The 20,855-nt window shown below is 54.0% G+C and carries 19 protein-coding genes and 1 pseudogene; 15 read left to right on the top strand and 5 right to left on the bottom strand.

What is annotated here, in order from left to right; all coding sequences use genetic code 11:
• Nucleotides 1-23: 23 nt before the first annotated feature.
• Genes AACU55_RS06960 through AACU55_RS06945 form a run of 4 tightly spaced genes read left to right on the top strand, consistent with a single transcriptional unit; the run spans nucleotide 24 to nucleotide 3,893 of the window.
• On the top strand, nucleotides 24-983 hold the full coding sequence (locus tag AACU55_RS06960) for an ABC transporter permease (protein WP_014416615.1): 960 nt from the start codon (nucleotides 24-26) through the stop codon (nucleotides 981-983).
• The gene (gene opp4C / locus AACU55_RS06955) at nucleotides 983-1,930 is read left to right on the top strand and encodes an oligopeptide ABC transporter permease (RefSeq protein ID WP_134705293.1); all 948 of its coding nucleotides are present in this window, start codon (nucleotides 983-985) and stop codon (nucleotides 1,928-1,930) included. Before AACU55_RS06960 ends, opp4C begins: the two co-directional genes overlap by 1 nt.
• Nucleotides 1,927-2,931, top strand: coding sequence for an ABC transporter ATP-binding protein (locus tag AACU55_RS06950; protein WP_134705292.1), 1,005 nt, complete (start codon nucleotides 1,927-1,929; stop codon nucleotides 2,929-2,931). Before opp4C ends, AACU55_RS06950 begins: the two co-directional genes overlap by 4 nt.
• A complete protein-coding gene (locus AACU55_RS06945) occupies nucleotides 2,928-3,893 on the top strand; it encodes an ABC transporter ATP-binding protein (protein ID WP_134705291.1) in 966 nt (321 codons plus the stop codon). Before AACU55_RS06950 ends, AACU55_RS06945 begins: the two co-directional genes overlap by 4 nt.
• Before the next feature lie 18 nt (nucleotides 3,894-3,911).
• Here the strand turns inward: AACU55_RS06945 and AACU55_RS06940 are convergent, their stop codons facing one another.
• Entirely contained in the window at nucleotides 3,912-4,835 is a 924-nt protein-coding gene (locus AACU55_RS06940; protein WP_134705290.1) for a LysR family transcriptional regulator, read from the bottom strand.
• Nucleotides 4,836-4,993: 158 nt separating this feature from the next.
• Between AACU55_RS06940 and AACU55_RS06935 the strand changes: the two genes are divergently transcribed.
• A complete protein-coding gene (locus tag AACU55_RS06935) occupies nucleotides 4,994-5,866 on the top strand; it encodes a fumarylacetoacetate hydrolase family protein (RefSeq protein WP_112151483.1) in 873 nt (290 codons plus the stop codon).
• 6 nt (nucleotides 5,867-5,872) lie between these two features.
• On the opposite strand, the gene AACU55_RS06930 is transcribed toward AACU55_RS06935, so the two are convergent.
• On the bottom strand, nucleotides 5,873-7,273 hold the full coding sequence (locus AACU55_RS06930) for a PTS transporter subunit EIIC (RefSeq protein ID WP_134705456.1): 1,401 nt from the start codon (nucleotides 7,271-7,273) through the stop codon (nucleotides 5,873-5,875).
• Between the two features lie 324 nt (nucleotides 7,274-7,597).
• Between AACU55_RS06930 and AACU55_RS06925 the strand changes: the two genes are divergently transcribed.
• The gene (locus AACU55_RS06925) at nucleotides 7,598-8,797 is read left to right on the top strand and encodes an enolase C-terminal domain-like protein (RefSeq protein WP_037032704.1); all 1,200 of its coding nucleotides are present in this window, start codon (nucleotides 7,598-7,600) and stop codon (nucleotides 8,795-8,797) included.
• Between the two features lie 10 nt (nucleotides 8,798-8,807).
• On the opposite strand, the gene AACU55_RS06920 is transcribed toward AACU55_RS06925, so the two are convergent.
• Nucleotides 8,808-9,518, bottom strand: a complete 711-nt coding sequence (locus AACU55_RS06920) for a GntR family transcriptional regulator (protein WP_134705289.1) — start codon at nucleotides 9,516-9,518, stop codon at nucleotides 8,808-8,810.
• Nucleotides 9,519-9,705: 187 nt separating this feature from the next.
• On the opposite strand from AACU55_RS06920, the gene AACU55_RS06915 reads away from it, so the two are divergent.
• The 3 genes and pseudogenes from AACU55_RS06915 to AACU55_RS06905 all read left to right on the top strand — a co-directional run.
• On the top strand, nucleotides 9,706-10,002 hold the full coding sequence (locus AACU55_RS06915) for a helix-turn-helix domain-containing protein (protein WP_119262373.1): 297 nt from the start codon (nucleotides 9,706-9,708) through the stop codon (nucleotides 10,000-10,002).
• Between the two features lie 4 nt (nucleotides 10,003-10,006).
• Nucleotides 10,007-10,207: a HipA N-terminal domain-containing protein gene (locus AACU55_RS06910; protein ID WP_134705288.1), complete on the top strand. Its 201-nt coding sequence runs from the start codon at nucleotides 10,007-10,009 to the stop codon at nucleotides 10,205-10,207.
• Nucleotides 10,177-10,542: pseudogene (locus AACU55_RS06905) on the top strand (type II toxin-antitoxin system HipA family toxin); the annotation flags it as partial. The gene AACU55_RS06910 and the pseudogene AACU55_RS06905, both read left to right, overlap by 31 nt.
• Before the next feature lie 69 nt (nucleotides 10,543-10,611).
• On the opposite strand, the gene AACU55_RS06900 reads toward AACU55_RS06905, so the two are convergent.
• Both AACU55_RS06900 and AACU55_RS06895 read right to left on the bottom strand, forming a co-directional pair.
• Nucleotides 10,612-13,089, bottom strand: coding sequence for a membrane-bound PQQ-dependent dehydrogenase, glucose/quinate/shikimate family (locus tag AACU55_RS06900; protein ID WP_134705286.1), 2,478 nt, complete (start codon nucleotides 13,087-13,089; stop codon nucleotides 10,612-10,614).
• A 397-nt stretch (nucleotides 13,090-13,486) separates the two neighbouring features.
• Nucleotides 13,487-14,374: a LysR family transcriptional regulator gene (locus tag AACU55_RS06895; protein WP_134705285.1), complete on the bottom strand. Its 888-nt coding sequence runs from the start codon at nucleotides 14,372-14,374 to the stop codon at nucleotides 13,487-13,489.
• 140 nt (nucleotides 14,375-14,514) lie between these two features.
• Between AACU55_RS06895 and AACU55_RS06890 the strand changes: the two genes are divergently transcribed.
• The 6 genes from AACU55_RS06890 to AACU55_RS06865 all read left to right on the top strand — a co-directional run bounded on the left by AACU55_RS06890 (nucleotide 14,515) and on the right by AACU55_RS06865 (nucleotide 20,854).
• Complete coding sequence (locus AACU55_RS06890) at nucleotides 14,515-16,074, top strand: ABC transporter substrate-binding protein (RefSeq protein WP_013577977.1); 1,560 nt, start codon at nucleotides 14,515-14,517, stop codon at nucleotides 16,072-16,074.
• Between the two features lie 93 nt (nucleotides 16,075-16,167).
• Nucleotides 16,168-17,052, top strand: a complete 885-nt coding sequence (locus AACU55_RS06885; RefSeq protein ID WP_119262376.1) for a dihydrodipicolinate synthase family protein — start codon at nucleotides 16,168-16,170, stop codon at nucleotides 17,050-17,052.
• Nucleotides 17,049-17,999, top strand: a complete 951-nt coding sequence (locus AACU55_RS06880) for a nucleoside hydrolase (RefSeq protein ID WP_037033190.1) — start codon at nucleotides 17,049-17,051, stop codon at nucleotides 17,997-17,999. Before AACU55_RS06885 ends, AACU55_RS06880 begins: the two co-directional genes overlap by 4 nt.
• A 4-nt stretch (nucleotides 18,000-18,003) precedes the next feature.
• Entirely contained in the window at nucleotides 18,004-18,966 is a 963-nt protein-coding gene (locus tag AACU55_RS06875) for a nucleoside hydrolase (RefSeq protein ID WP_037033188.1), read from the top strand.
• Nucleotides 18,963-19,937, top strand: coding sequence for an ABC transporter permease (locus tag AACU55_RS06870; RefSeq protein WP_134705284.1), 975 nt, complete (start codon nucleotides 18,963-18,965; stop codon nucleotides 19,935-19,937). Before AACU55_RS06875 ends, AACU55_RS06870 begins: the two co-directional genes overlap by 4 nt.
• Complete coding sequence (locus tag AACU55_RS06865; protein ID WP_134705283.1) at nucleotides 19,937-20,854, top strand: ABC transporter permease; 918 nt, start codon at nucleotides 19,937-19,939, stop codon at nucleotides 20,852-20,854. The genes AACU55_RS06870 and AACU55_RS06865 overlap by 1 nt, the downstream gene beginning before the upstream one ends.
• Nucleotide 20,855: the final 1 nt, after the last annotated feature.

The raw sequence follows: 20,855 nt of genomic DNA, 5'->3' as shown, positions 1-20,855 counted from the left end.
CCGGCAGCTTCAATGAGAAAGTCATGAGAAATTTCATTCTGCGTCGTTTACTTCAAACCATTCCGATGTTGTTCCTCGCTTCGCTGCTGATTTTCATGCTGTTTGCCAAAACGCCGGGTGATTTTATCGATGGTAATATTACGCTGACTGCACAACGCGCTGCTGAACTGAAAGCCTTATACGGCCTGGATCAACCGCTGCTCAGCCGCTATCTGCACTGGCTGGGGAATCTGTTGCGGGGGGATCTGGGTTTTTCGTTGCAATATCAGATCCCGGTCAGCCAGTTGCTGAATCAGTACATCTGGAATTCCTTCCTGCTTGCGACCATTGCGATGGTGTTGTACTGGGGGATCGCGCTGGCAGTTGGCATTGTCTCGGCGATGAAGCCTTATTCCCTGTTCGATCATGTGGTGAGTGTGATCATTTTCGCCGCGATGTCCTTCCCGACGTTTTTCCTCTGTCTTCTGCTGATCAAATGGTTTGCCGTTGATTTGCACTGGCTGCCGGTGGGTGGGATGACTAACACCGGCAGTGACGCGACCGGCTGGGCGTGGGTGATGCAGGTGGCCGCGCATCTGGTGTTGCCGGTCGTTGCGCTGGTGATGCTGCAGGCGGGCAGCCTGACGCGTTATTTTCGCGCCAGTATGCTGGACGTCGTGCGGATGGATTTCATCCGTACCGCGCGTGCCAAAGGGCTTCGTGAACGCACGGTTATCCTTAAACACGCGTTGAGAAACGCGCTGCTGCCAATTATTACGCTGCTCGGATTTGAGTTGCCGGGGCTGTTTTCCGGGGCGCTGATCACCGAAAAAGTTTTCAACTGGCCGGGTGCAGGGCACATTCATATTGATTCACTGGCAGCGCGTGATTACCCGGTCCTGATGGGGTTCACGCTGTTTCTGGCGGTTTTGACCATTCTTGGCAATCTGATTGCCGACGTGTTGTATGCGTGGGCTGACCCGCGTATCCGTGTGAGGTCGTAATGTTTGGCTCTTTATTTTCAACCAACCGCCGTCTGCGCAAAGCGCAAATTCCGGTGCTGGCTCAGGTGACACCGTCACCCTGGCGACAGGCCTGGCGGGCGTTGCGCCAAAACCGGCTGGCAATGTTTTGCTTAGTTCTGCTGCTGGTTATGGCCGTCTGGTGCATAGTGGGTCCTTACTATTCTCCCTGGCGCGATGATGCCACCGATGCGCTGATGATCAACAAAGCGCCGAATGCAGAACACTGGCTGGGTACCGATTTTCTCGGGCGTGATGTCTATACGCGGCTGCTGCTGGCGGGGCGCATCTCGCTGATTATCGGCATGCTGACCATGTTGCTGTCTGTGACACTCGGGTATCTCATGGGCGCGGTGTCCGGCTATCTCGGTGGTGTGACTGATAAAATCATCATGCGTTTTGCTGATCTGGTGATGACTATTCCGAGCCTGCCGCTGCTGATCGTGATGGGCGCGATGCTTTCTGAACTGGATTTTTCGCCGGATTCCCGTGTGTACATGGTGATCGTGATGCTCAGTTTACTGGAATGGCCGAAGCTGGCACGTCTGGTGCGCGGGCAAATTCTCTCCCTGCGTGAACGTGATTTCATGCTGGCGACGCAGGTGCTCGGCTTGTCTTCACGCCGTCGGCTGTTCGGCCATTTACTGCCAAACACGGTGCCAATTCTGGTGGTGATGGCCACGATGGCCGTGGCGAACGCCATTCTCAGCGAATCTGCACTCAGCTATCTGGGATTAGGCGTGGTGCCGCCGACGCCGTCATGGGGAAATATGATGGATGCGGCGAACAGTCTGATCGACTTCCAGCGTCGCCCGTGGTTGTGGATGCCGCCTGGCGTGGCGATCTTTATTACGGTGATTGCGATTAACGTGCTGGGTGATGGCCTGCGTGACGCGCTCGATCCAAAACTGAAACGGAGCAAAAAATGACACAACCGTTGATCCGTTTTAATCAGCTTTCGCTGTCGTTCTCCAGCGATCAGGGCCGTGTGCGCGCGGTACAGGATGTCACCTTTGACGTTCAGGCAGGTCAAACTGTCGGTATTGTCGGTGAATCCGGCTGCGGGAAAAGTGTCACGGCGATGTCGCTGATGGGGCTGTTACCGCCACAGGCCGCACGTATTGATGGCGGTGAAATTCTGTTTCAGGGGCGTGACCTGCTTAAACTGCGACCGTCACAAATGGCGGATTTGCGCGGTAACCAGCTGGCGATGATCTTTCAGGAACCCATGACCGCGCTGAATCCGGTGCTGACCCTCGGTGAGCAACTTGTCGAGCCGCTGATCCGCCACCGCGGTGAATCGCCGAAAATGGCGTGGGCACATGCGACGGAGATGATCACCAACGTCGGGCTGGCGCGTGCGGAAAGCCTGATGACCAGTTATCCGCATCAGCTTTCGGGCGGTATGTTACAGCGCATCATGATTGCGATGGCGCTGAGCTGTAAGCCGCAGTTGCTGATTGCTGACGAGCCCACCACTGCACTGGACGTCACCGTACAGGCGCAGATCCTGCGTTTATTACGTGAACAGGCGCAGCAAAATCATATGGCACTGATGTTGATCACTCATGATTTGGGCGTGATCGCGCAAATGGCCGACCACGTGGTCGTGATGTACGCCGGTAAAATTGTTGAGCAGGGGGCGACCGCCGATGTGCTGCGCAATCCGCTGCATCCGTATACCCAGGGACTTATTGCCTCGAGGCCGACACCGGGCGAACGCCGCCGCCGCTTGTATTCCATTCCCGGTCAGGTACCGGATCTGGCCGCGCTGCCGCCTTACTGCGCATTCACCGAACGCTGTTCCCGCGCCACGGAAAGATGTCGCCAGGGCATTCCGCCGCTGGAAGGTCAGTTCCGGCAGGCCGCATGTTTTTATAGCGGGCTGAACGCGGTCAGTGAGAAGAAAAACAGGGGGTTACAGCCATGAGCGCTGAATATCTGATTGAAGTGGATGGCCTGAAAAAGTATTTCCCGATCCGTGACGGCGTATTCGGACAGGAAACCGGGCAGTTGCGGGCCGTGGATGGCGTCAGTTTTAACATCCGCAAGGGCACGATTTTTGGGCTGGTCGGTGAATCCGGCAGCGGTAAAACCACCGTCGGACGCACGTTGCTGGGGCTGTATGACAAAACGGCGGGCAGCGTAAAATTTCGTGGCGAAGACCTGCACGGACTGAAACCTAAGCAACTGAAAGCGTTACGTCCGAAAATCCAGCTGGTCTTTCAGGATCCTTACAGTTCTCTGAACCCGCGCATCCGCATTGGTGATGCTATCGGTGAAGCAATGCTGGAACACAAACTGTGTACGCGGGCGCAACTGCACGGGAAAGTGGTAGAGGTGATGAAGATCTGCGGGCTGTCGCCGCTGCATTACAACCGCTTCCCGCATGAGTTTTCCGGCGGTCAGCGCCAGCGTATCGGCATCGCCCGCGCGCTGATCCTGCAACCTGATTTCATTATTGCCGACGAACCCATTTCGGCGCTGGACGTGTCGATTCAGGCGCAGATCATTAATTTGTTCGCGGATTTACGTGACGATCACGGCGTGACGTTTCTGTTTATCTCGCACGATCTCGGCGTGGTGGAACATCTGTGTGATGACGTGGCGGTGATGTATCTCGGGCAGTTAGTGGAAACGGCCAGCCGCGATGCGTTGTTCTGTAAGCCCCTGCATCCGTATACGCAGGCGCTGCTGGCGGCGGTGCCGACGCTGGATCCGGACAGTGAGCCGGTGGCGATGGTCAGTGGTGAAATTCCGGATCCGTCAAAACCGCCTGCCGGTTGTCGTTTCCATACCCGCTGCCCGTGTGCAACCGACCGTTGTCATAAAGAAATTCCGTTACTGCGTGAGGTAGAAAGCGGTCATCACGTGGCCTGCCATCTGGTGTAAAAACAAGCCTGCCGGATTTCAGTCTTCCATGATCCGGCGGGCTTCCATCTGCATTTTTTGCCCAACGCTTTTGGTCACGTCGATCACTTTCTGTGTGGCCGGTGAAAGAAACGCACCTTCCAGCCAGGTGATCCCGACCCGGCGTTCCATCACTAACTGGTCGTTATCGATACGGATCAGCCGCGAAAGGAATTCTTCTTCGACCAGAATATTCTCCGACAAAAAGCTCAGCAATCCGCTTTTCGCAATCAGCCCCGGCACCGACGCCAGTGAGCTGATTTCCACTTTCACGTCTGGCGGTGAGCAATGATTTTCATAGAACATTTTATCCAGCCACTGGCGCATCGACACGGTTTTCGCCGGTAAAATCCAGCCATAACGGCTGAGTTCACGCAGACTGGCGGGTTTACCGGCCAGCGGGTGATCGCGTGACGCGGCGACGATCACCCGGTCGGCGGTTACCGGCAACTGCACCACCGGACTGTCGTAGTTGACCAGCGGACCGATGATCACATCGATTGCATGACGTTCCAGCAACGTGAAAAGCACGTCGTTCATGCCGATCTGGATTTCCAGTTTCATATTCGGCACCTGCGATTGCAGCATTTTGCAGATTTCAGGCAGTAAGAATTGTGTCGCAGAACCTGAGACACCCACGCGAACGATACCGCCCGCGCCGCTGCTCAGTTCATTCATGATTTCCCCAAGCTCAAGATAGGAACTTTGCAGCGCTAAACCACGCTGATAAAGCACCCGTCCCCCCTCGGTCAGTTCCAGCCCGCGACCTGCCCGTTTGAACAGTTTGATGTTCAGTTCTTTCTCTAAACGGGTGATGGATTTCGAAAGCGCAGGTTGAGTTATATTTAAATTTTGTGACGCAAGTCTCAAATTCATTATCTGCGCAGCCGTCACGAAATACTCTAAGTCTCTGTTATTTAACATTGATTCCTGAAATTCATCAATTTGATAATAAAATATAGTAGAAGGCATGAGAGGCAGGGTCAATAATCACGCCAACGTTGTGACCGGCACGCCGTTTTCGCAACACGAACGCCAGCGAATTTACCTGTTTTAAGTAAAATAAGAATCTAAGTGCATCTATGAAAATTGTTAATTTCACCATCAATAAAGACCACACCAAAAGCTTCGGTATCTACCAAAAAGAGGGGATTGTCGACGTCGGCAGTCACTCAGGATGCCGCGATATTAACGAATTCATGGCGCGCCATTCACTTGCAGAACTGCAACGCTACGTTGAGTCCCCTGCGGATCTTCAACTGAATGACATCAGTTTCCTGCCGGTTATCGACAGGCCGGGCAAAATTTTCGGCGTGGGCATGAACTACGCGGAAAAACGCAAAGAATTTAATGAAACCAGCGACGCGCCGACATTGTTTGTCCGCTTCGCGGATTCGCAGGTCGGTCACAACGGCACCATCATTAAACCGGCTTCTTCTGAGCAGTTTGATTATGAAGGCGAACTGGCGATTATTATCGGCCGCACGGGCCGCAATATTTCAGCAGAAAACGCACTCGATTTTGTCGCCGGTTACAGCTGCTACATGGATGGCTCAGTACGCGACTGGCAGCATAAATGGTATACCGCAGGTAAAAACTGGCCATCGACAGGCGCATTTGGCCCGTGGATGGTGACGCCGGATGAAGTCGGCGACCCGCAAAATCTGAGTATCAAAACCTGGCTGAATGACCGGCTGGTGCAGGACGACACCACAGCCAATATGGTGCACACCATTCCGCAGATGATTGCCTACATCAGCACCTTCACCCAGCTTTCTCCGGGCGATGTGATCATGACCGGTTCACCGGGCGGTGTGGGTAAAACCCGCGTACCGCCGTTGTTCCTGCATGAGAATGACAAGATTGAAGTGGAAATCGAAAATATCGGGCGTCTGACCAATCTTATTCAGAATGCACCGCTGTCTGAGCTTACGCATTCAAAGACAGCGGCCTGATAAATCTCAGCGCGTTTGATTCACCAAAGGCACCGATTGTTCGGTGCCTTTGTTTTTGACGACCATCAGGTAGGTCAGCGTAAACGACAGCCCCAGTGACAGCACTACGCCCATCAGAATGTAAATAAAATAGGGACCGATGTAGGCGGGCAGGCTGAAAATGCTCGACAGAATATAGCCGTACAAACGCACTCCGAAGAACGCGATAAATGCCGACGCCACGGAACTGCTGATGGTGGTGGCGATAAAGGCTTTTTTGTAGCGCGTCAGCACGCCGAATAATGCCGGTTCGGTGATCCCCAGCAAGCCGGAAATCGCCGCAGAGAGCACCACGGATTTTTGTTCGCGGGTTTTAACGTGGAAATAAATCGCAAAGGTCGATCCGGCAATCGCCATGTTGGCCATAAACATCATCGGCATCAGCATGTCCCAGCCCTGATCGGTAAAGTTCTGCAAGGCAATCGGCGTCATTGCGTGATGCATACCGGTGAGGATCGCCACCGGGCGGATCGCGCCGACAATAAAGCCCGCAAACACCGCCGATACATCGAACAATCCCTGAATGCCAAACGCCAGCAACTTACCGAGATAAATCCCCGCCGGACCAATCAGCGTCAGTGATACCAGCGCCGCGATAAACAAGGTCAGCGTTGGTGTAAAGACGGTTTTCAGCACGTCCGGCATGATTTTATCGACCCAGCGATGGATGTAACTCAGCGCCAGCACCGAGAAAATCACCGGAATCACACTGGCCGAATAGTTGAAAACAGACACCGGCAGCACATCCATAAAGTACAGCGCGGTCGGTGCCCCGGCCGTGTGGCTGGCGAGTGCTTTCGCCGCGTCCATCAGCGTCGGGTACATCAGGCAGGCGGCTACGGCAGCGGCCAGATATTCATTGGTTTTGAAGATCTTCGCCGCAGAAACCGCGAGGAAAAACGGCAGGAAGTAAAATACGCCGCTGGCGATCAAATCGATGATCATCACGGTTTCGCTTTTGGCCGATATGACTTTCAGGGCAATCAGTCCGGCCAGCAAACCTTTGATCATCCCCGCGCCCGCAATGGCCGGAACGATCGGGCCGAACACACCGGAGACAGTATCCATGAACATCGATATCAGGCTTTTTCTTCCTTTTGTGGAAACATTTCCTGTTGGTGTTTCGGCGTTGCCGCTCACCGGATCCAGTTGCGACACAATGGCCTCGTACCAGACCTTCACCTTTGGTCCGATGATGATTTGCACCTGATCACTCTGGCTTTGCGCGCCGAGCACGCCGGGCAGATTTTTAATCTCATCCCAGGCCACTTTATTTTCGTCGCGTAAATCAAAACGCAGGCGGGTCATGCAGTGCCAGACTTTATTAATATTTCCCGCACCGCCCACCAGTTTAATTACCGAGAGCATTATTTCTGTATTCACCCTGAACCCCGCGACGAAAAAATGAATTATTCTTTATTTGAGTGAAGAGGAGTGTAATGAGGGATATTTTTAAAAACAAACCAATAAAACAGGATCCTCGTCACAGAACTTCACTGATCGGTGCTGGTTTAGTGCATCATGGTTAAATTGGTCTGTTTTTTGGTGATATTCAGCCATGCTTTCAAACCAAAATAAAAGCCTGAATTTTAGGTTTACAAGCAGGATGAAAATACGTTGAAATAACCTCTATACGAATATTCCCGCCGCCTTTTTGTGAAAAGGAATTACGGTCTTTATTAAGGATTTATCATGCAGCCTGTGCTGATTACTCATATCGAATGTCAGATAACGCGCCCTGATCGTCATAATTTAGTGGTGGTCAGAATTGAAACTGACCGTGGTATTTTCGGTCTGGGCTGCGCGACATTCCAGCAGCGCCCGCTGGCGGTCAAACTGATGGTGGATGAATATCTCAAACCGCTTTTGATCGGCCGCGATGCCAATCACATCGAAGATTTGTGGCAGATGATGATGGTGAACGCTTACTGGCGTAACGGACCGGTGATCAATAACGCCATTGCGGGCATTGATATGGCGCTGTGGGATATCAAAGGCAAGCTGGCAGATATGCCGCTGTATCATCTGTTTGGCGGTAAATCGAAAGATGCCGTCACGGCGTACAGCCATGCGGCCGGTGAAACGCTGGAAGAATTGTACGGAGAAGTGGATCGCTTACTGGCTGAAGGTTACCGCCACATCCGCTGCCAGCTAGGTTTTTACGGCGGTAATGCGCGTGATTTCCACAGCACCCGCCAACCGACGGCGGGTGCGTATTACGATCAGGATCAGTACATCGACAACACGCTGGCGATGTTCAAAGCGCTGCGTGAAAAATACGGCAATCAGTTCCACATTCTGCACGACGTTCACGAACGGCTGTTCCCGCAGCAGGCGGTGCAGTTCGCCAAAGCCGTCGAGCAGTACCGGCCTTACTTTATCGAAGATATTCTGCCGCCGGACCAGAACGAATGGCTGGCGCAAATCCGCAGCCAGACAGCGGTGCCACTGGCGACCGGTGAATTATTTAATAATCCGGCGGAATGGAAAGATCTGATCGTCAATCGCCGGATCGACTTCATCCGCTGCCATGTTTCGCAAATCGGCGGCATCACACCGGCATTAAAACTGGCGCATTTCTGTCAGAGCTTTGGCGTGCGACTGGCGTGGCATTGTCCGCCTGATATGACGCCGATTGGTGCAGCCGTGAATACGCATCTGAATATTCATCTGCATAATGCGGCAATTCAGGAATTTGTCGCGTATCCGGCCAACACGCAGCAGGTCTTCCCCGGTGCGCAGGTACCAGAAAACGGGTATTTCTATCCGGGAGAAGAAGCGGGCATTGGCGTGGGCTTTAACAGCCAGGCTGCGGCTGAATTTCCGGTGGTGTACCGTCCGCATGAATGGACGCAAAGCCGCCTGCCGGACGGCGTGATCCACACGCCCTGACAACAGGGTATTACTTCTGGCGGAAAGCCAGATTGTCCTGATTAAACGGGATGACATAGGTGCAGGAATAATCGATGTCGATAATGTCGCTGAACGCATAAACTTTGCCGCCCTGCAAAATGCCTCTGTTGGTAATGTGCATGGCGGCAATGCCTTTTTTGCATCCCAGAATTTGCGCCTGTTCTTTATTGACTGTTACCGCCTGATAGCGGGTGAGGGAATGTGAAATCGCATAGCCCTTGCTCAGAACATATTGCTGAATGGAATGTTCGATGGTCTTCTGATTCAGATCACCAAATTCACGTGCAGGCATACGGGAGTATTCAATCTGTACGTTGCGCTGGCTGATACGCCGCAAACGGGTGAATGCCCAGATAAAATCATCCACACTCAGATCGAAAACCTGCTGCTCTTCTTTATCCGGCCGCCGCTTGTGCAGCTCCAGCATTTTAAAGCTGATTTCGGCGAATTTCTTTTCGGTGATCGAGTTGTAGACCAGCGGATTACTGCTCACGCCGGGGTTAATGTAAATTCCCGAGCCCTGCACAATGCGCACCGCCCCGATGCTCACCAGTTTTTCCAGCGCCTTGCGCACGGTAAAGCGCGAAACCCCGTATTCCTCCGCTAACTGGCGCTCCGGCGGTAACTTCTCCGGCAGCGATCCGCTGTTCTGATAAATCTTGCTCAGTAAATCCTGAGCGATAAATTCGCTTTTTTTCATGAGGTTTCATCCGGGCGTGAAACCGGTATTTGAGCATGAGGGGGCAGTAGTGGGCAAATTACAGCTTATAAACTGTATTTATCTTTAACAGCTTGCAGGCTGTATTTTGTTTTTACAGCTTTTAGGGTGTATTGTTCTCAATACAGCTTATAATTTGTATAAGACGAGAGATATCAGAGCCGCCATAATGAAGACAGTCTATCCGTTAAAAACACTTAACCAGCTCCGTCCGTTACTGGTGGGGTTCCGTAAGGAAAAAGGTCTGACGCAAAAGGATGTGTCAGAAAAACTGGGCGTGACCCAGCAGACATATGCCCGACTGGAGGCAAACCCTGCTACTGCCAGCCTTGACCGGCTGTTTCGGGTATTTAATGTGTTGGGCATTGAGATGGTGTTTTCCTCACAATCCGATCCTGAAAAACCCTCTATGGAGGAAATTAAGCCGGATTATTTAAGTACGCCCGCCAGAAAGGAACAATGGTGATGATATGCGTCGTGCGCAGCAGCGTTTAGCGATATGGATGAACGGTATTCCTGTGGGGTACTGGGAAAAGCAAAAAGGCGAGGATCGTTTACAGTACTCGCCCGAATGGACGGAGGACCCACAAGGGCGACCTTTGTCGCTTTCCCTGCCGTTTACGCCGGGTAATCAGGTGCATCGCACCTCTCTCAAAATCGTTATCACATGACACCGCTGTACGATATTTTGTCAGCCTGGCCGGTGATTGGCCGTGGAAATAATAAGATCGCATGGCAGAAATGTAAGCTGGCTATGGCCGTCCGTGGCAGCAGTAATTATTACCTGATCTGCAAGATCCAGCGCAGACACTGGATTAAGCAGGGTGAGCAGAGCGGATTGGGGAAACGACAAATAGAAACTATGATTGATGAAATCATCGAACTCACACCGGCCGTTATTGAAAATGTCGCGAGGCAATTGCCCGAATCGTTTCCGGCTGAACTGGCTGACGCCATCTTTACAGGGATGGGACAGCAACGGGTCAGGCTGAAAGCACAGACTTAACCTGTAAATCTTCCCAACAAAAAAGCCCGCCGGTCTGCACCAGCGGGCTTTGTCATGGACTGCTAAATCTTACTTCTGATCAGGCAGTGCGTAGGCGATCACGTAGTCGCCGCGTTCTGCGGACTGACGTGCGCCACCGGCGCTGATGATGATGTACTGTTTACCGGTTTTCGGTGAAACGTAGGTCATCGGGCCGGACTGGCTGCCGACCGGCAGACGGGATTTCCAGATTTCTTTACCGTTTGCGGTATCGAACGCGCGCAGATAGAAATCCTGCGTACCGGCGAAGAACAGCAGGCCGGATTGCGTTGACAGGCTCGCGCCCAGCGTTGGCATACCGACTTCCATTGGCATGCGCATTTTGATGCCCAGCGGACCGGTGTCTTTCACCGTACCGACCGGCACCTGCCAGACGATTTTGCCGGTTTTCAGGTTCACCGCAGACATGGTACCGAACGGTGGTTTCTGGCAAGGAATGCCCAGCGGAGACAGGAAGCGCTCGCGGACTGCGCCATAAGGTGTGCCGTCCATCGGCACCATCCCCATCTCGATACCGCTTGCGCCGGTCGGAACCTGTGCACGCGGCACCATGTAGTTCGCCAGACCCAGACGCATATCATTCACGAACATGATGGCGTTGTTCGGGTCAACCGAGACGCTGCCCCAGTTCATGCCGCCCAGAGAACCCGGGAATTGCAGGGAACGATCCAGACCCGGAGGCGTGTAAACGCCCTGGTGACGCATACCTTTAAACTCGATGCGGCACAGCAACTGGTCCATCGGCGTTGCGCCCCACATATCAGATTCTTTCAGCGTCTGGTTGCCGATGTTTGGCATACCGACAGAGAAAGGCTGTGTTTTGGAGTAGCGTTCACCAGGGACGTTACCCTGCGGCACTTCGCGGTTTTCGACTTTCGCGACCGGCTGGCCGGTTTCGCGGTTCAGCATGAAGATCATGCCTTGTTTGGAGGTCTGCACCAGAACCGGCGTGCTGCCACCTTTGCCGTCCGGCAGATCATACAGCAGCGGCTGAGACGGCAGGTCGAAGTCCCACAGGTCGTGATGAGTGGTCTGGAACGTCCAGCGGACTTTACCGGTTGCCACGTCGACTGCAACGACTGAAGAACTGTATTTGTCATCCAGCTCAGTACGCGTGCCGCCGAAGAAGTCCGGCGTCGCGTTACCGGTTGGCATGTAAATCAGACCCAGTTTTGGATCGTATGACATGGCTGACCAGACATTCGGGGTACCACGGGTGTAAGTCTGACCTTCCGGTGGCAGTTTGGTGATGTTCGGATTACCCGGATCCCATGCCCATACCAGTGCGCCGGTATGCACGTCGAATGCACGCACCACGCCCGGAGGTTCGCCGGTAGAGAAGTTATCCGCTACGCGACCACCGACAACTACTACGTTACCCGCGACCAGCGGGGTAGAGGTTTGCTGATAGTAGCCAGGTTTGACTTCGCCCATACCGACTTTCAGGTCAACCACGCCGTTATCACCGAAATCAGCGCAAGGCTTGCCGGTGTCGGCGTTGATGGCGATCAGACGGGCATCAATGGTTGGCAGGAACAGACGACGTTCGCAGGTAGCGCTGACGGTACCGCCGGTAGCCGCAGGCGTTTGCGGTGCGTTCGTGGCAGGCGCGGCAGCTTCTGAAGCAGCGGTCGGGCTTGCCGGTTCAGCAGCAGGCACAGCGGCAGGTTGTGCCGCCGCAGCCTGTGGCGCGGCGCTGTTCTCGTAATAGCCCAGCCCGCGGCAACGCTGCCAGTTAGGTGCGGTGGAGTTGGAATCGTAAGACCACAGCTTTTTACCGTCATCCACATTCAGGGCGATCACTTTGCTGTAAGCGGTACACACAAACAGCTTGTCACCGATTTGCAGCGGCGTGTTCTGGTCTTCAGCGCCGGAGCCGTTGCTCTGCGGGATATCACCGGTATGGGCAATCCACGCAACCTGAAGTTTATCCACGTTGGTTTTGTTGATCTGATCCAGTGCAGCAAAACGGTCGCCAGCGGTAGTGTTACCCCAGTTTTCCCAGTTCTTCTGCTCTGCACCTTTATCTACCGGTTTCACCGGCACCTGATCGCTATCGGCGCTGATGATTGGCGTCGGCACGAAGGTATTACCGAATGCGGCAATCAGCGCAACGGCCAGAACAGCCGCCAGCGAGAAGCCTGGCCCTTTACGCACCACCAGGCCCGCGCGTGCCTGAAGCAACGGATAGGCCAGTGCCACCAGGAAAGCCAGCACGCCGAAAGTGAACAGGCGGGAGAACAGCGGCCAGAACGTGAAGCCCGCGTCCCAGACAGCCCAGATAATAGAAAGCACAAAGGCCACGGCATACAGCCATGCGCCTGACGGCTTACCTTTAAAAATCAAAACGGCGGAAACGATGAGCGCCAGACCCATCAGCAGGAAGTAAACGCTTCCTCCTAATGTGGCCAGGTACGCACCACCGATACCGAGTGTCAGCCCGATGACGACCATCAGCGCACTCAGTAACCAGAGGAGCCACGTCCACTTGTTATTTGTTGTTGGCATGATTTATCTCACTGCATTGGTTTGTAGAAAATAGGTTGTAGAGAACTGTTGATGAAAAGCTGGTACCACTTAATGACCACCCGTTATTAAATGAACCAAATAGAACAATTTCGCGCAAAGAGTAATACTTCTCATCGAGGTTGTGAATGTGTAACGAAGAGTTTGAAATTAGGTAAATTATTATAGATTAGATTATTATTTATGCAGGTAAATTTTATTCATTGATTTTAAAGAATAAAATAAAGTGTATTATTCGTTATTTTGATAACTGAAGTGTTTGATATACGTTTTTCATCTAATTAAACGCACCAGCCGTCTGCGGACTTCTCACCATAAAGGGGAGAAGGGGAACACGTTGGACTCACTGGTACGATTTTGGCGAACCTGACGGGGAGTTTTACAAATAGCCTTCAATTAATGCCTTCATTTCTTTGGTGATATGTTCCACCAGACGGCTTTTCGGGATCTGCGGCGGGAAAACGGCGAGATAGGCGATGCTGATATCTGGCGTAAACGGCTTAAGCACGATATCGCTTTTGTGGCTGCGCGCCGTGATGAAATCCACCACACCAATACCCAGATTATTCCCCGCCATCACACAACAATTGTTCAGCGACGTTTCAATCGGGTTATTCATATATAAGTCGAGGCGGCTCATCACCTGATCGAGCTGTTCACGCAGCGGCGTTTTGCGCCCGGGTATAATAGGGCGGTAACGCGTCAGATCCATCGCGGTGACGACATCCTGTTTGGCCAGCGGGTGACGTGGCGACATCACGGCAACGGCATTGGCCCGCGCCAGCATTTCCGCTTCCAGCCCTTTCACATCCGGCTTACCGAAAATGAACCCGACGTCGTACTGATTGCTGGTCACCACATCGGTGATGTGCGTCGTGCTTTCGATATCCAGAAACAGCGAGATATCGTCAATACTCTCAATCAGCGGCGGCAAAATGTGTTCGACGCACAGCGCGGAAAGCGCCGCAACCGTACCAATGCGCAAAACGCTGCCTTTTGAATGACGTATTTCATCGGCGATACGTGAAATATGTTCAAGTCCGAGATACAAACGCTCGACTTCACGATACAACTTGATGGCATCGTCGCGCGGGATCAACCCGCGTCCGTCGCGGTCAAACAGCTTCAGATCAACCGCATATTCGAAATCGCGGATCAGGCGGCTGACCGCAGGCTGCGTAATGTTCATCATATTGGCGGCGGCGGTCATGCCACCGGTAAGGATCACCTTGTGAAAAGCTTCTACCTGTCTGGGATTAATTTTCATATGCATCCTCAAGATCCATAACATTTGTTTATGGATGTAACACAAAATACAATTTTCAATTCAGAAGTCCACCCCCTAGACTCCAGTTTACGATCTGATACACATTGCCTGAAAATCTAAAATAATTAAGGGTTAAATGAATGAGAAAGTCCGTTTTGGCAGGAGTGCTTTCCTCAGCACTGGCCACGCTTTTTGCTTTACAGACCGTACAGGCTGCTGATCTTAATATCGGCCTTGCCGCATCAACCACGTCTATGGATCCGCAGTTTTACGTCGGCGGTGCCAACAGTGCGATGGCACGCAACATATTCGACGGCCTGGTGAATCAGGACGAAAAACAACACATAACGCCAGCGCTTGCAGTGTCATGGAAAGTCATCAACGACACCACCTGGGAATTTGCCCTGCGTCCCGGTGTGAAATTCCACGATGGCAGCGATTTCACTGCCAAAGATGTGATTGCCAGCGTGAAACGCGTGGCGCTGGCCTCAAAAAACAGCCCGAGCGCCTATACGCCGTACGTCAACGATATCGCTGACGTCACCGAAGTGAATCCTTTAACGGTGAGAATTGTCACCAAAGCGCCAACACCATTATTACTTAACAACTTAAGCCGTGTTGCTATTTTACCGGCCCGGCTTGAGACGGTCGGATCGCAAACCCTTAATGAAGGGAAAGATGTCATCGGTACCGGCCCGTTCAAATTTGTCAGCTGGACACCGGACGATAACGTCGTGCTGGCGCGCAACGATCAGTACTGGGGCGGAAAAGCGCAGTGGGATAACGTCACCTTGCGCGTGTTCAAAAACCCGAGTGCCCGCGTGGCGGCAATGCGTTCAGGCGACGTTGATATGATTGAAAGCGTGCCGACGGCAGACGGGCGGGATCTGGGCAAACAAGCCAGCCTGCATCTGGAATCTGTCGCCGGTAACCGTATTTTGTATTTACACCCGGATCAGGATCGCGATGTGTCGCCATTCGCCAAAGGGCCGGATGGCAGCAATCCGCTGAAAAAACGCGAAGTGCGTGAGGCGATGTCGCTGGCGATAAACCGTCAGGCGATTGTGGATCGCATTATGGACGGGCAGGGCGTTCCGGCGTCGCAACTGGTGCCGAAAGGTTACTTCGGCTATACGCCGTCGATTGCCGCACCGGTTTACGATCCGGTGAAAGCGAAACAATTGCTGGCGCAGGCCGGTTATCCGGATGGTTTTACGCTGACGTTCCATGCGTCGAATGACCGTTATCCGAACGATTCTAAAATTGCGCAGGCGCTCGGCCAGATGTTCAGCCGCGTTGGCATTAAAACTGACGTCGTGACCATGCCGGGCAGCGTGTATTTCTCCCGTGCATCCAAACGCGATTTCAGCCTGATTATGGGCGGTGCGGCGATTGAAACCGGTGAAGCCTCCGGTGTGCTGGGGCCATTGCTCGAAACCTTCGGGCCGAACGGCGGACAAGGCAATCGCGGGCGTTACTCGAACCCTGAATTTGATAAAACACTGCTGCAGGCACGGGAAACTCTCGACGACGGGCAGCGTGAAAAGTTACTGCAACACGCCACAGAGATTGCGATGAAAGACGAAGGCACCATTCCGCTGTTGTTCCTTTCATACACCTGGGCGATGAAAACACCTTATACCTACGTTGGTCGCTCAGATGGCTATACGTTGCCGTACTTTGTCCATAAGAAACAGTAAGTAAACGCAAAGTGCATACCAAACCCAGGCGGGAATACAGCACCAACACCAGGGCTGTACTAAGGTAGTAGTTTACTAAAAGAGAGAGAAGCTATGACTTCTTTTAGCGGTGTGTATCCCTATCTGGTTTCGCCGGTCACTGATGGCGGCCAGATAGACAAACCAGTGTTAACAGCGCTGGTCGAACACCTGATAAACAGCGGGGTGCATGGTCTGACGCCGCTCGGCAGTACAGGTGAATTCGCTTATCTCAATGCAGAACAACGCACGGAGATAGTGAAAATTGTCGTTGAAGCCGCTCGAGGGCGCGTTCCGGTTATTGCCGGTGTCGCAGCCACCACCATTCAGGACGCCGTAGCGCAAACCGCTCGCTACGTCGCGCTGGGTGTCGACGGTATTCTGGCGATCCTCGAGGCCTATTTCCCGGTGCCCGAACAGGGCGTCGAGGATTATTTTCGTGCCATCGCGACCGCAGCCGGAAAGCTGCCGGTTGTGCTGTATACCAATCCGCAGTTCCAGCGTTCTGATCTCAGCCTGCCTGTCATCGAGCGGCTCAGTCACGTGGAAAATATCAACTATATTAAAGATGCTTCGACCAATACCGGCCGGTTGCTGTCGATTATCGAACGCACGCAGGGGCGGATGCAGGTATTTGCCGCATCGGCACATATTCCTGCCTGCGTGATGCTGATTGGCGGCGTGGGCTGGATGGCCGGTCCGGCCTGTATTGTGCCGAAGCAAAGTCTGGCGCTGTATGAGGCCGCGAAGCAGGGCGACTGGAAAAAGGCGATGGAGTTACAGCGTCCGCTGTGGCGCATCAATGAAATCTTCGCCAAATATTCTATCGCCGGTTGTATTAAAGCCGCGCTGCAATTGCAGGGTTTTGAGGTCGGTGATCCGTTGCCGCCACAGGTGCCATTAAACCAGGCCGCGCGTCAGGAAATCGCTGATGTTTTGCGTTCCGTGGGGGCGCTGTGAAAACCCTGCCGGTGATCATTGACTGCGATCCGGGCATTGACGACGCCATTGCACTGCTCAGCGCGTTCGTCGCGCCGCAACTGAACATTCTCGGCATTTGCACCGTGTGCGGCAATCAGCCGCTGGCGAATACCACACGTAATGCGCTGCAAATTACCGAGCTGGGTTACCGGCCGGATATTCCGGTGTTTGCCGGTTGTCATCAGCCGCTGCTGCGCGCGCCGATCCACGGCCAGTTTCACGGCGAAAACGGTCTGGGTAATACCACCTTTCCCGCGCCACAGAAACAGGCTGACGCCGTTCATGCCGTTAACTTTCTGATCAGCCGCTGTGAGCAGGCGATTGAACATAATCAGCCACTGACGCTGTGCGTGCTCGGGCCACTGACCAATCTGGCAACGGCGCTGCGCATGAAACCTGGGATCACTGAGGGTATTGGTCGCGTGGTGCTGATGGGCGGTGCGTATCGCGAAGCCGGTAACCGCACCATGACCTCTGAATTCAATATGCTCGCCGATCCCCATGCCGCGCATATTGTGTTTTCCTCGGATCTGAACATCACGGTTTTACCGCTCGATGCCACGCATCAGGTGATTCTGACGCCGGAACATGTGGCGAAATTTATCAAAGTCTCCGGGCGGATCTCCGTTCAGTTGGGTGAATTAATGGCGTTCTGGGATCGCAACGACGTGCGCCGTTACGGTTCACGCGGCGGGCCGTTACACGACCCGCTGGTGATTGCTTACCTACTGGCGCCGGAACTGTTCGGCACCGAAAAAGCGCGGGTGTTTGTCGAACACGACAGCGAGTTGTGTATGGGGCAAACCGTCGCTGACTGGTATGGCAAGTCGGGACTGACACCCAACGTTGATATCGTCACGCACGCAGAGGCCGACAAAGTCTTCGCGCTGTTTTACGAACTGCTTTCACGTTATGCCGGGAAATAAAATTATGAGCCAGCGCATCATTATCGATACCGATCCTGGCGTGGATGACGCCATCGCGTTGTGGCTGGCGCTGGCCTCGCCGGAACTGGATGTGCTTGGTGTGACCGTTGTCGCTGGCAACGTGGCGCTGCAAGACACCGTGCGCAATGCCTGCAAAATTGTCGCGTTGTCTGGCAGAACCGCTACGCCCGTTTATGCCGGCGCACCCGGTCCGCTGGTGCGTGAACAGGTTTATGGCAAATACGCACACATTGGCGCGTTCAAAAATGAACTGGTGCCAGACACGGAACTGCAACCGCAGGCCGAACACGCGGTGGATTTTCTGGTGCGGACATTACGACAGGCCGCCGGAGAGAACTCACCGATCACCTTGTGCGTCATCGGTCCGATGACCAATATTGCGCTGGCGCTGGGAATGCACCCGGACGTCGCGCGTGGCATTAAACAGATCGTCACCATGAGCTGCGCCTTTACCGCCCTCGGCCATCGCGTGCCGTGGGCTGAATTTAACGTCTATGCCGATCCGCATGCCGCCGAAAAAGTGTTTAACAGCGGCGTGCCATTGATCATCATGCCGCTAGATATGACTTTTCAGGCGCTGATCAGCGCAGATGATATTGAAGCATTAAAACAGGATGGCGGCCTGCCGGGCGAATCTACTTCTGCTTTACTTAATGCGTTTGACCGCAGTGATCTCAACCGGTTTGGCCGCGAAGGCGGGCCGGTGCATGACGCCACCACCGTTGCGTGGATGTTGCAGCCAGGCCTGTTTGAAGGCCAGCCCGCGCGCGTGGGCGTAGCGGTTTCCGGTACTACCGCCGGATACACTTACGCGGATTTCTGGAACAAACTGTCGACGCCGCCTAACGCCACGGTCATGCAGAAAGTGGATGAATACGGCTTTTTCAGTCTGCTGCGCCGTGTTTTCTCGCGATACGGCAGCCGCGATGGCGACGCAAACGCATGAGCCGTTACCTGCTCGGGCGTTTCGGGCAAACGTTGCTGACGCTGCTGGTGATGTCGTTGCTGGTTTTCGGCGGCGTGTATCTGGTCGGCAATCCGGTTGACCTGCTGCTCAGCACGACCGCGACGCCTGCTGAACGCCTGAGTGTGATCCAGTCTTTTGGCCTCGATAAACCGGTGTGGGAGCAGTATGGCCTGTTCGTGGTCAATGCCCTGCATGGCGATATGGGTAACTCCTTCATCTACAATCAGCCCGCGCTGCACCTGATTTTCCAGCGTATGCCCGCCACGCTTGAACTGGCGCTGGTGGCGTTTGTGCTGGCGCTGGTGACCGGCATTCCGCTCGGCGTATACGCCGGTCTGAGCCCTGACGGCTGGTTATCGAAGTCGATCATGACCGTCTCAATTTTAGGCTTCAGCCTGCCGACGTTCTGGATTGGCCTGATGATGATCATGCTGTTCAGCGTCAAACTCGGCGTGCTTCCGGCCTCCGGACGTGGTGCCACGGTAGACATTTTCGGCGTCCCCGTCAGTCTGTTTACCGCCGACGGTCTCGCGCATCTGATCCTGCCCGCCCTGAATCTGGCGCTGTTTAAAATCTCGCTGATTATCCGTCTGACCCGCGCCGGTGTGCTCGAATGCCTGCAACAGGACTTCATCCGTTTCGCCCGCGCCAAAGGTTTATCGGAAAGCCGCATCGTGCTGGTTCACGTATTGAAAAACACCCTGATCCCGCTGATTACCGTCATCGGCCTTGAGCTGGGTTCGCTGATTGCTTTCGCAGTAGTCACTGAAACCATTTACGCCTGGCCGGGGATGGGCAAGCTGATCATCGATTCTATCGCCGTACTCGACCGGCCGGTGATCCTGGCGTATCTGATGATCACCGTGGTGATGTTCAGCCTGATTAATCTGCTGGTGGATGTGCTGTATGTGCTGGTGGATCCGCGCGTCCGGCTGGGGGGCGAAAACTGATGGCGTCTGATTCTGTACATTCGCGCAGCGCTGTTCAGGGCAAACCGCATTCCGCGTTTTACCACACCGTGCGTGCGTTGCTGCGCAACAAATTCTCCTTATGCGGTCTGATCATTTTAGGTATCGCCATTGTGCTGGCGGTGCTGGCGCCGTGGATCTCGCCTCAAAATCCGTACGATTTATCGCAGCTCGACATCATGGATGGCCGCCTGAAACCGGGCACCACCAGTATGAGTGGCATGATTTACTGGCTGGGCACTGACGATCAGGGGCGCGATTTGCTGAGCGCGATTTTGTACGGCACGCGAACCAGTCTGCTGGTGGGTGTCTCCAGCGCGATGATTGCGCTGACCATTGGCGCAGCACTGGGGCTGATCAGCGCTTACGTTGGCGGCAAAACGGACGCGCTGATCATGCGTATTGTCGATATCCAGCTCAGCTTCCCGCCGATCCTGATTGCGCTGATTTTGCTGGCGGTACTCGGGCAGGGTGTCGATAAAATCATTCTGGCGCTGGTGGTCACGCAATGGGCGTATTACGCACGCACCATTCGCGGCTCGGCGCTGCTGGAACGTCGCCGCAGTTACGTGGACGCTGCGCGCAGCATGGCGCTTTCCAGTCCGCGCATTCTTTTCCGCCATATTCTGCCCAACTGCCTGCCGCCGCTGATTGTGGTGGCGACCATGCGTATTGCTTACGCCATTATGCTCGAAGCCACGCTGTCGTTTCTTGGCATCGGTTTGCCGGTGACCGAGCCTTCGCTCGGCCTGCTGATTGCCAACGGTTTTGATTACCTGATGTCCGGCGATTACTGGATAAGCTTCTTCCCCGGCGTCACGCTGCTGGTACTGATCGTCGCCATCAACTTAGTGGGTGACGCCCTGCGCGATATCCTCAACCCGCGGAATAAAGATTGAT

This window comes from Rahnella sp. CJA17(1/100) (assembly GCF_963881615.1).
GTDB classification, from domain to species: Bacteria; Pseudomonadota; Gammaproteobacteria; order Enterobacterales; family Enterobacteriaceae; genus Rahnella; species Rahnella aceris.
Note: the sequence above shows the minus strand (reverse complement) of the source record. Positions and strands in the feature narration are given on the sequence as shown.

Coding starts and splice junctions, on each gene's coding strand:
- AACU55_RS06960 (WP_014416615.1), top strand. CDS start 24: ATGAGAAATTTCATTCTGCGTCGTTTACTTCAAACCATTCCGATGTTG.
- opp4C (WP_134705293.1), top strand. CDS start 983: ATGTTTGGCTCTTTATTTTCAACCAACCGCCGTCTGCGCAAAGCGCAA.
- AACU55_RS06950 (WP_134705292.1), top strand. CDS start 1,927: ATGACACAACCGTTGATCCGTTTTAATCAGCTTTCGCTGTCGTTCTCC.
- AACU55_RS06945 (WP_134705291.1), top strand. CDS start 2,928: ATGAGCGCTGAATATCTGATTGAAGTGGATGGCCTGAAAAAGTATTTC.
- AACU55_RS06940 (WP_134705290.1), bottom strand. CDS start 4,835: ATGTTAAATAACAGAGACTTAGAGTATTTCGTGACGGCTGCGCAGATA.
- AACU55_RS06935 (WP_112151483.1), top strand. CDS start 4,994: ATGAAAATTGTTAATTTCACCATCAATAAAGACCACACCAAAAGCTTC.
- AACU55_RS06930 (WP_134705456.1), bottom strand. CDS start 7,273: ATGCTCTCGGTAATTAAACTGGTGGGCGGTGCGGGAAATATTAATAAA.
- AACU55_RS06925 (WP_037032704.1), top strand. CDS start 7,598: ATGCAGCCTGTGCTGATTACTCATATCGAATGTCAGATAACGCGCCCT.
- AACU55_RS06920 (WP_134705289.1), bottom strand. CDS start 9,518: ATGAAAAAAAGCGAATTTATCGCTCAGGATTTACTGAGCAAGATTTAT.
- AACU55_RS06915 (WP_119262373.1), top strand. CDS start 9,706: ATGAAGACAGTCTATCCGTTAAAAACACTTAACCAGCTCCGTCCGTTA.
- AACU55_RS06910 (WP_134705288.1), top strand. CDS start 10,007: ATGCGTCGTGCGCAGCAGCGTTTAGCGATATGGATGAACGGTATTCCT.
- AACU55_RS06900 (WP_134705286.1), bottom strand. CDS start 13,089: ATGCCAACAACAAATAACAAGTGGACGTGGCTCCTCTGGTTACTGAGT.
- AACU55_RS06895 (WP_134705285.1), bottom strand. CDS start 14,374: ATGAAAATTAATCCCAGACAGGTAGAAGCTTTTCACAAGGTGATCCTT.
- AACU55_RS06890 (WP_013577977.1), top strand. CDS start 14,515: ATGAGAAAGTCCGTTTTGGCAGGAGTGCTTTCCTCAGCACTGGCCACG.
- AACU55_RS06885 (WP_119262376.1), top strand. CDS start 16,168: ATGACTTCTTTTAGCGGTGTGTATCCCTATCTGGTTTCGCCGGTCACT.
- AACU55_RS06875 (WP_037033188.1), top strand. CDS start 18,004: ATGAGCCAGCGCATCATTATCGATACCGATCCTGGCGTGGATGACGCC.
- AACU55_RS06870 (WP_134705284.1), top strand. CDS start 18,963: ATGAGCCGTTACCTGCTCGGGCGTTTCGGGCAAACGTTGCTGACGCTG.
- AACU55_RS06865 (WP_134705283.1), top strand. CDS start 19,937: ATGGCGTCTGATTCTGTACATTCGCGCAGCGCTGTTCAGGGCAAACCG.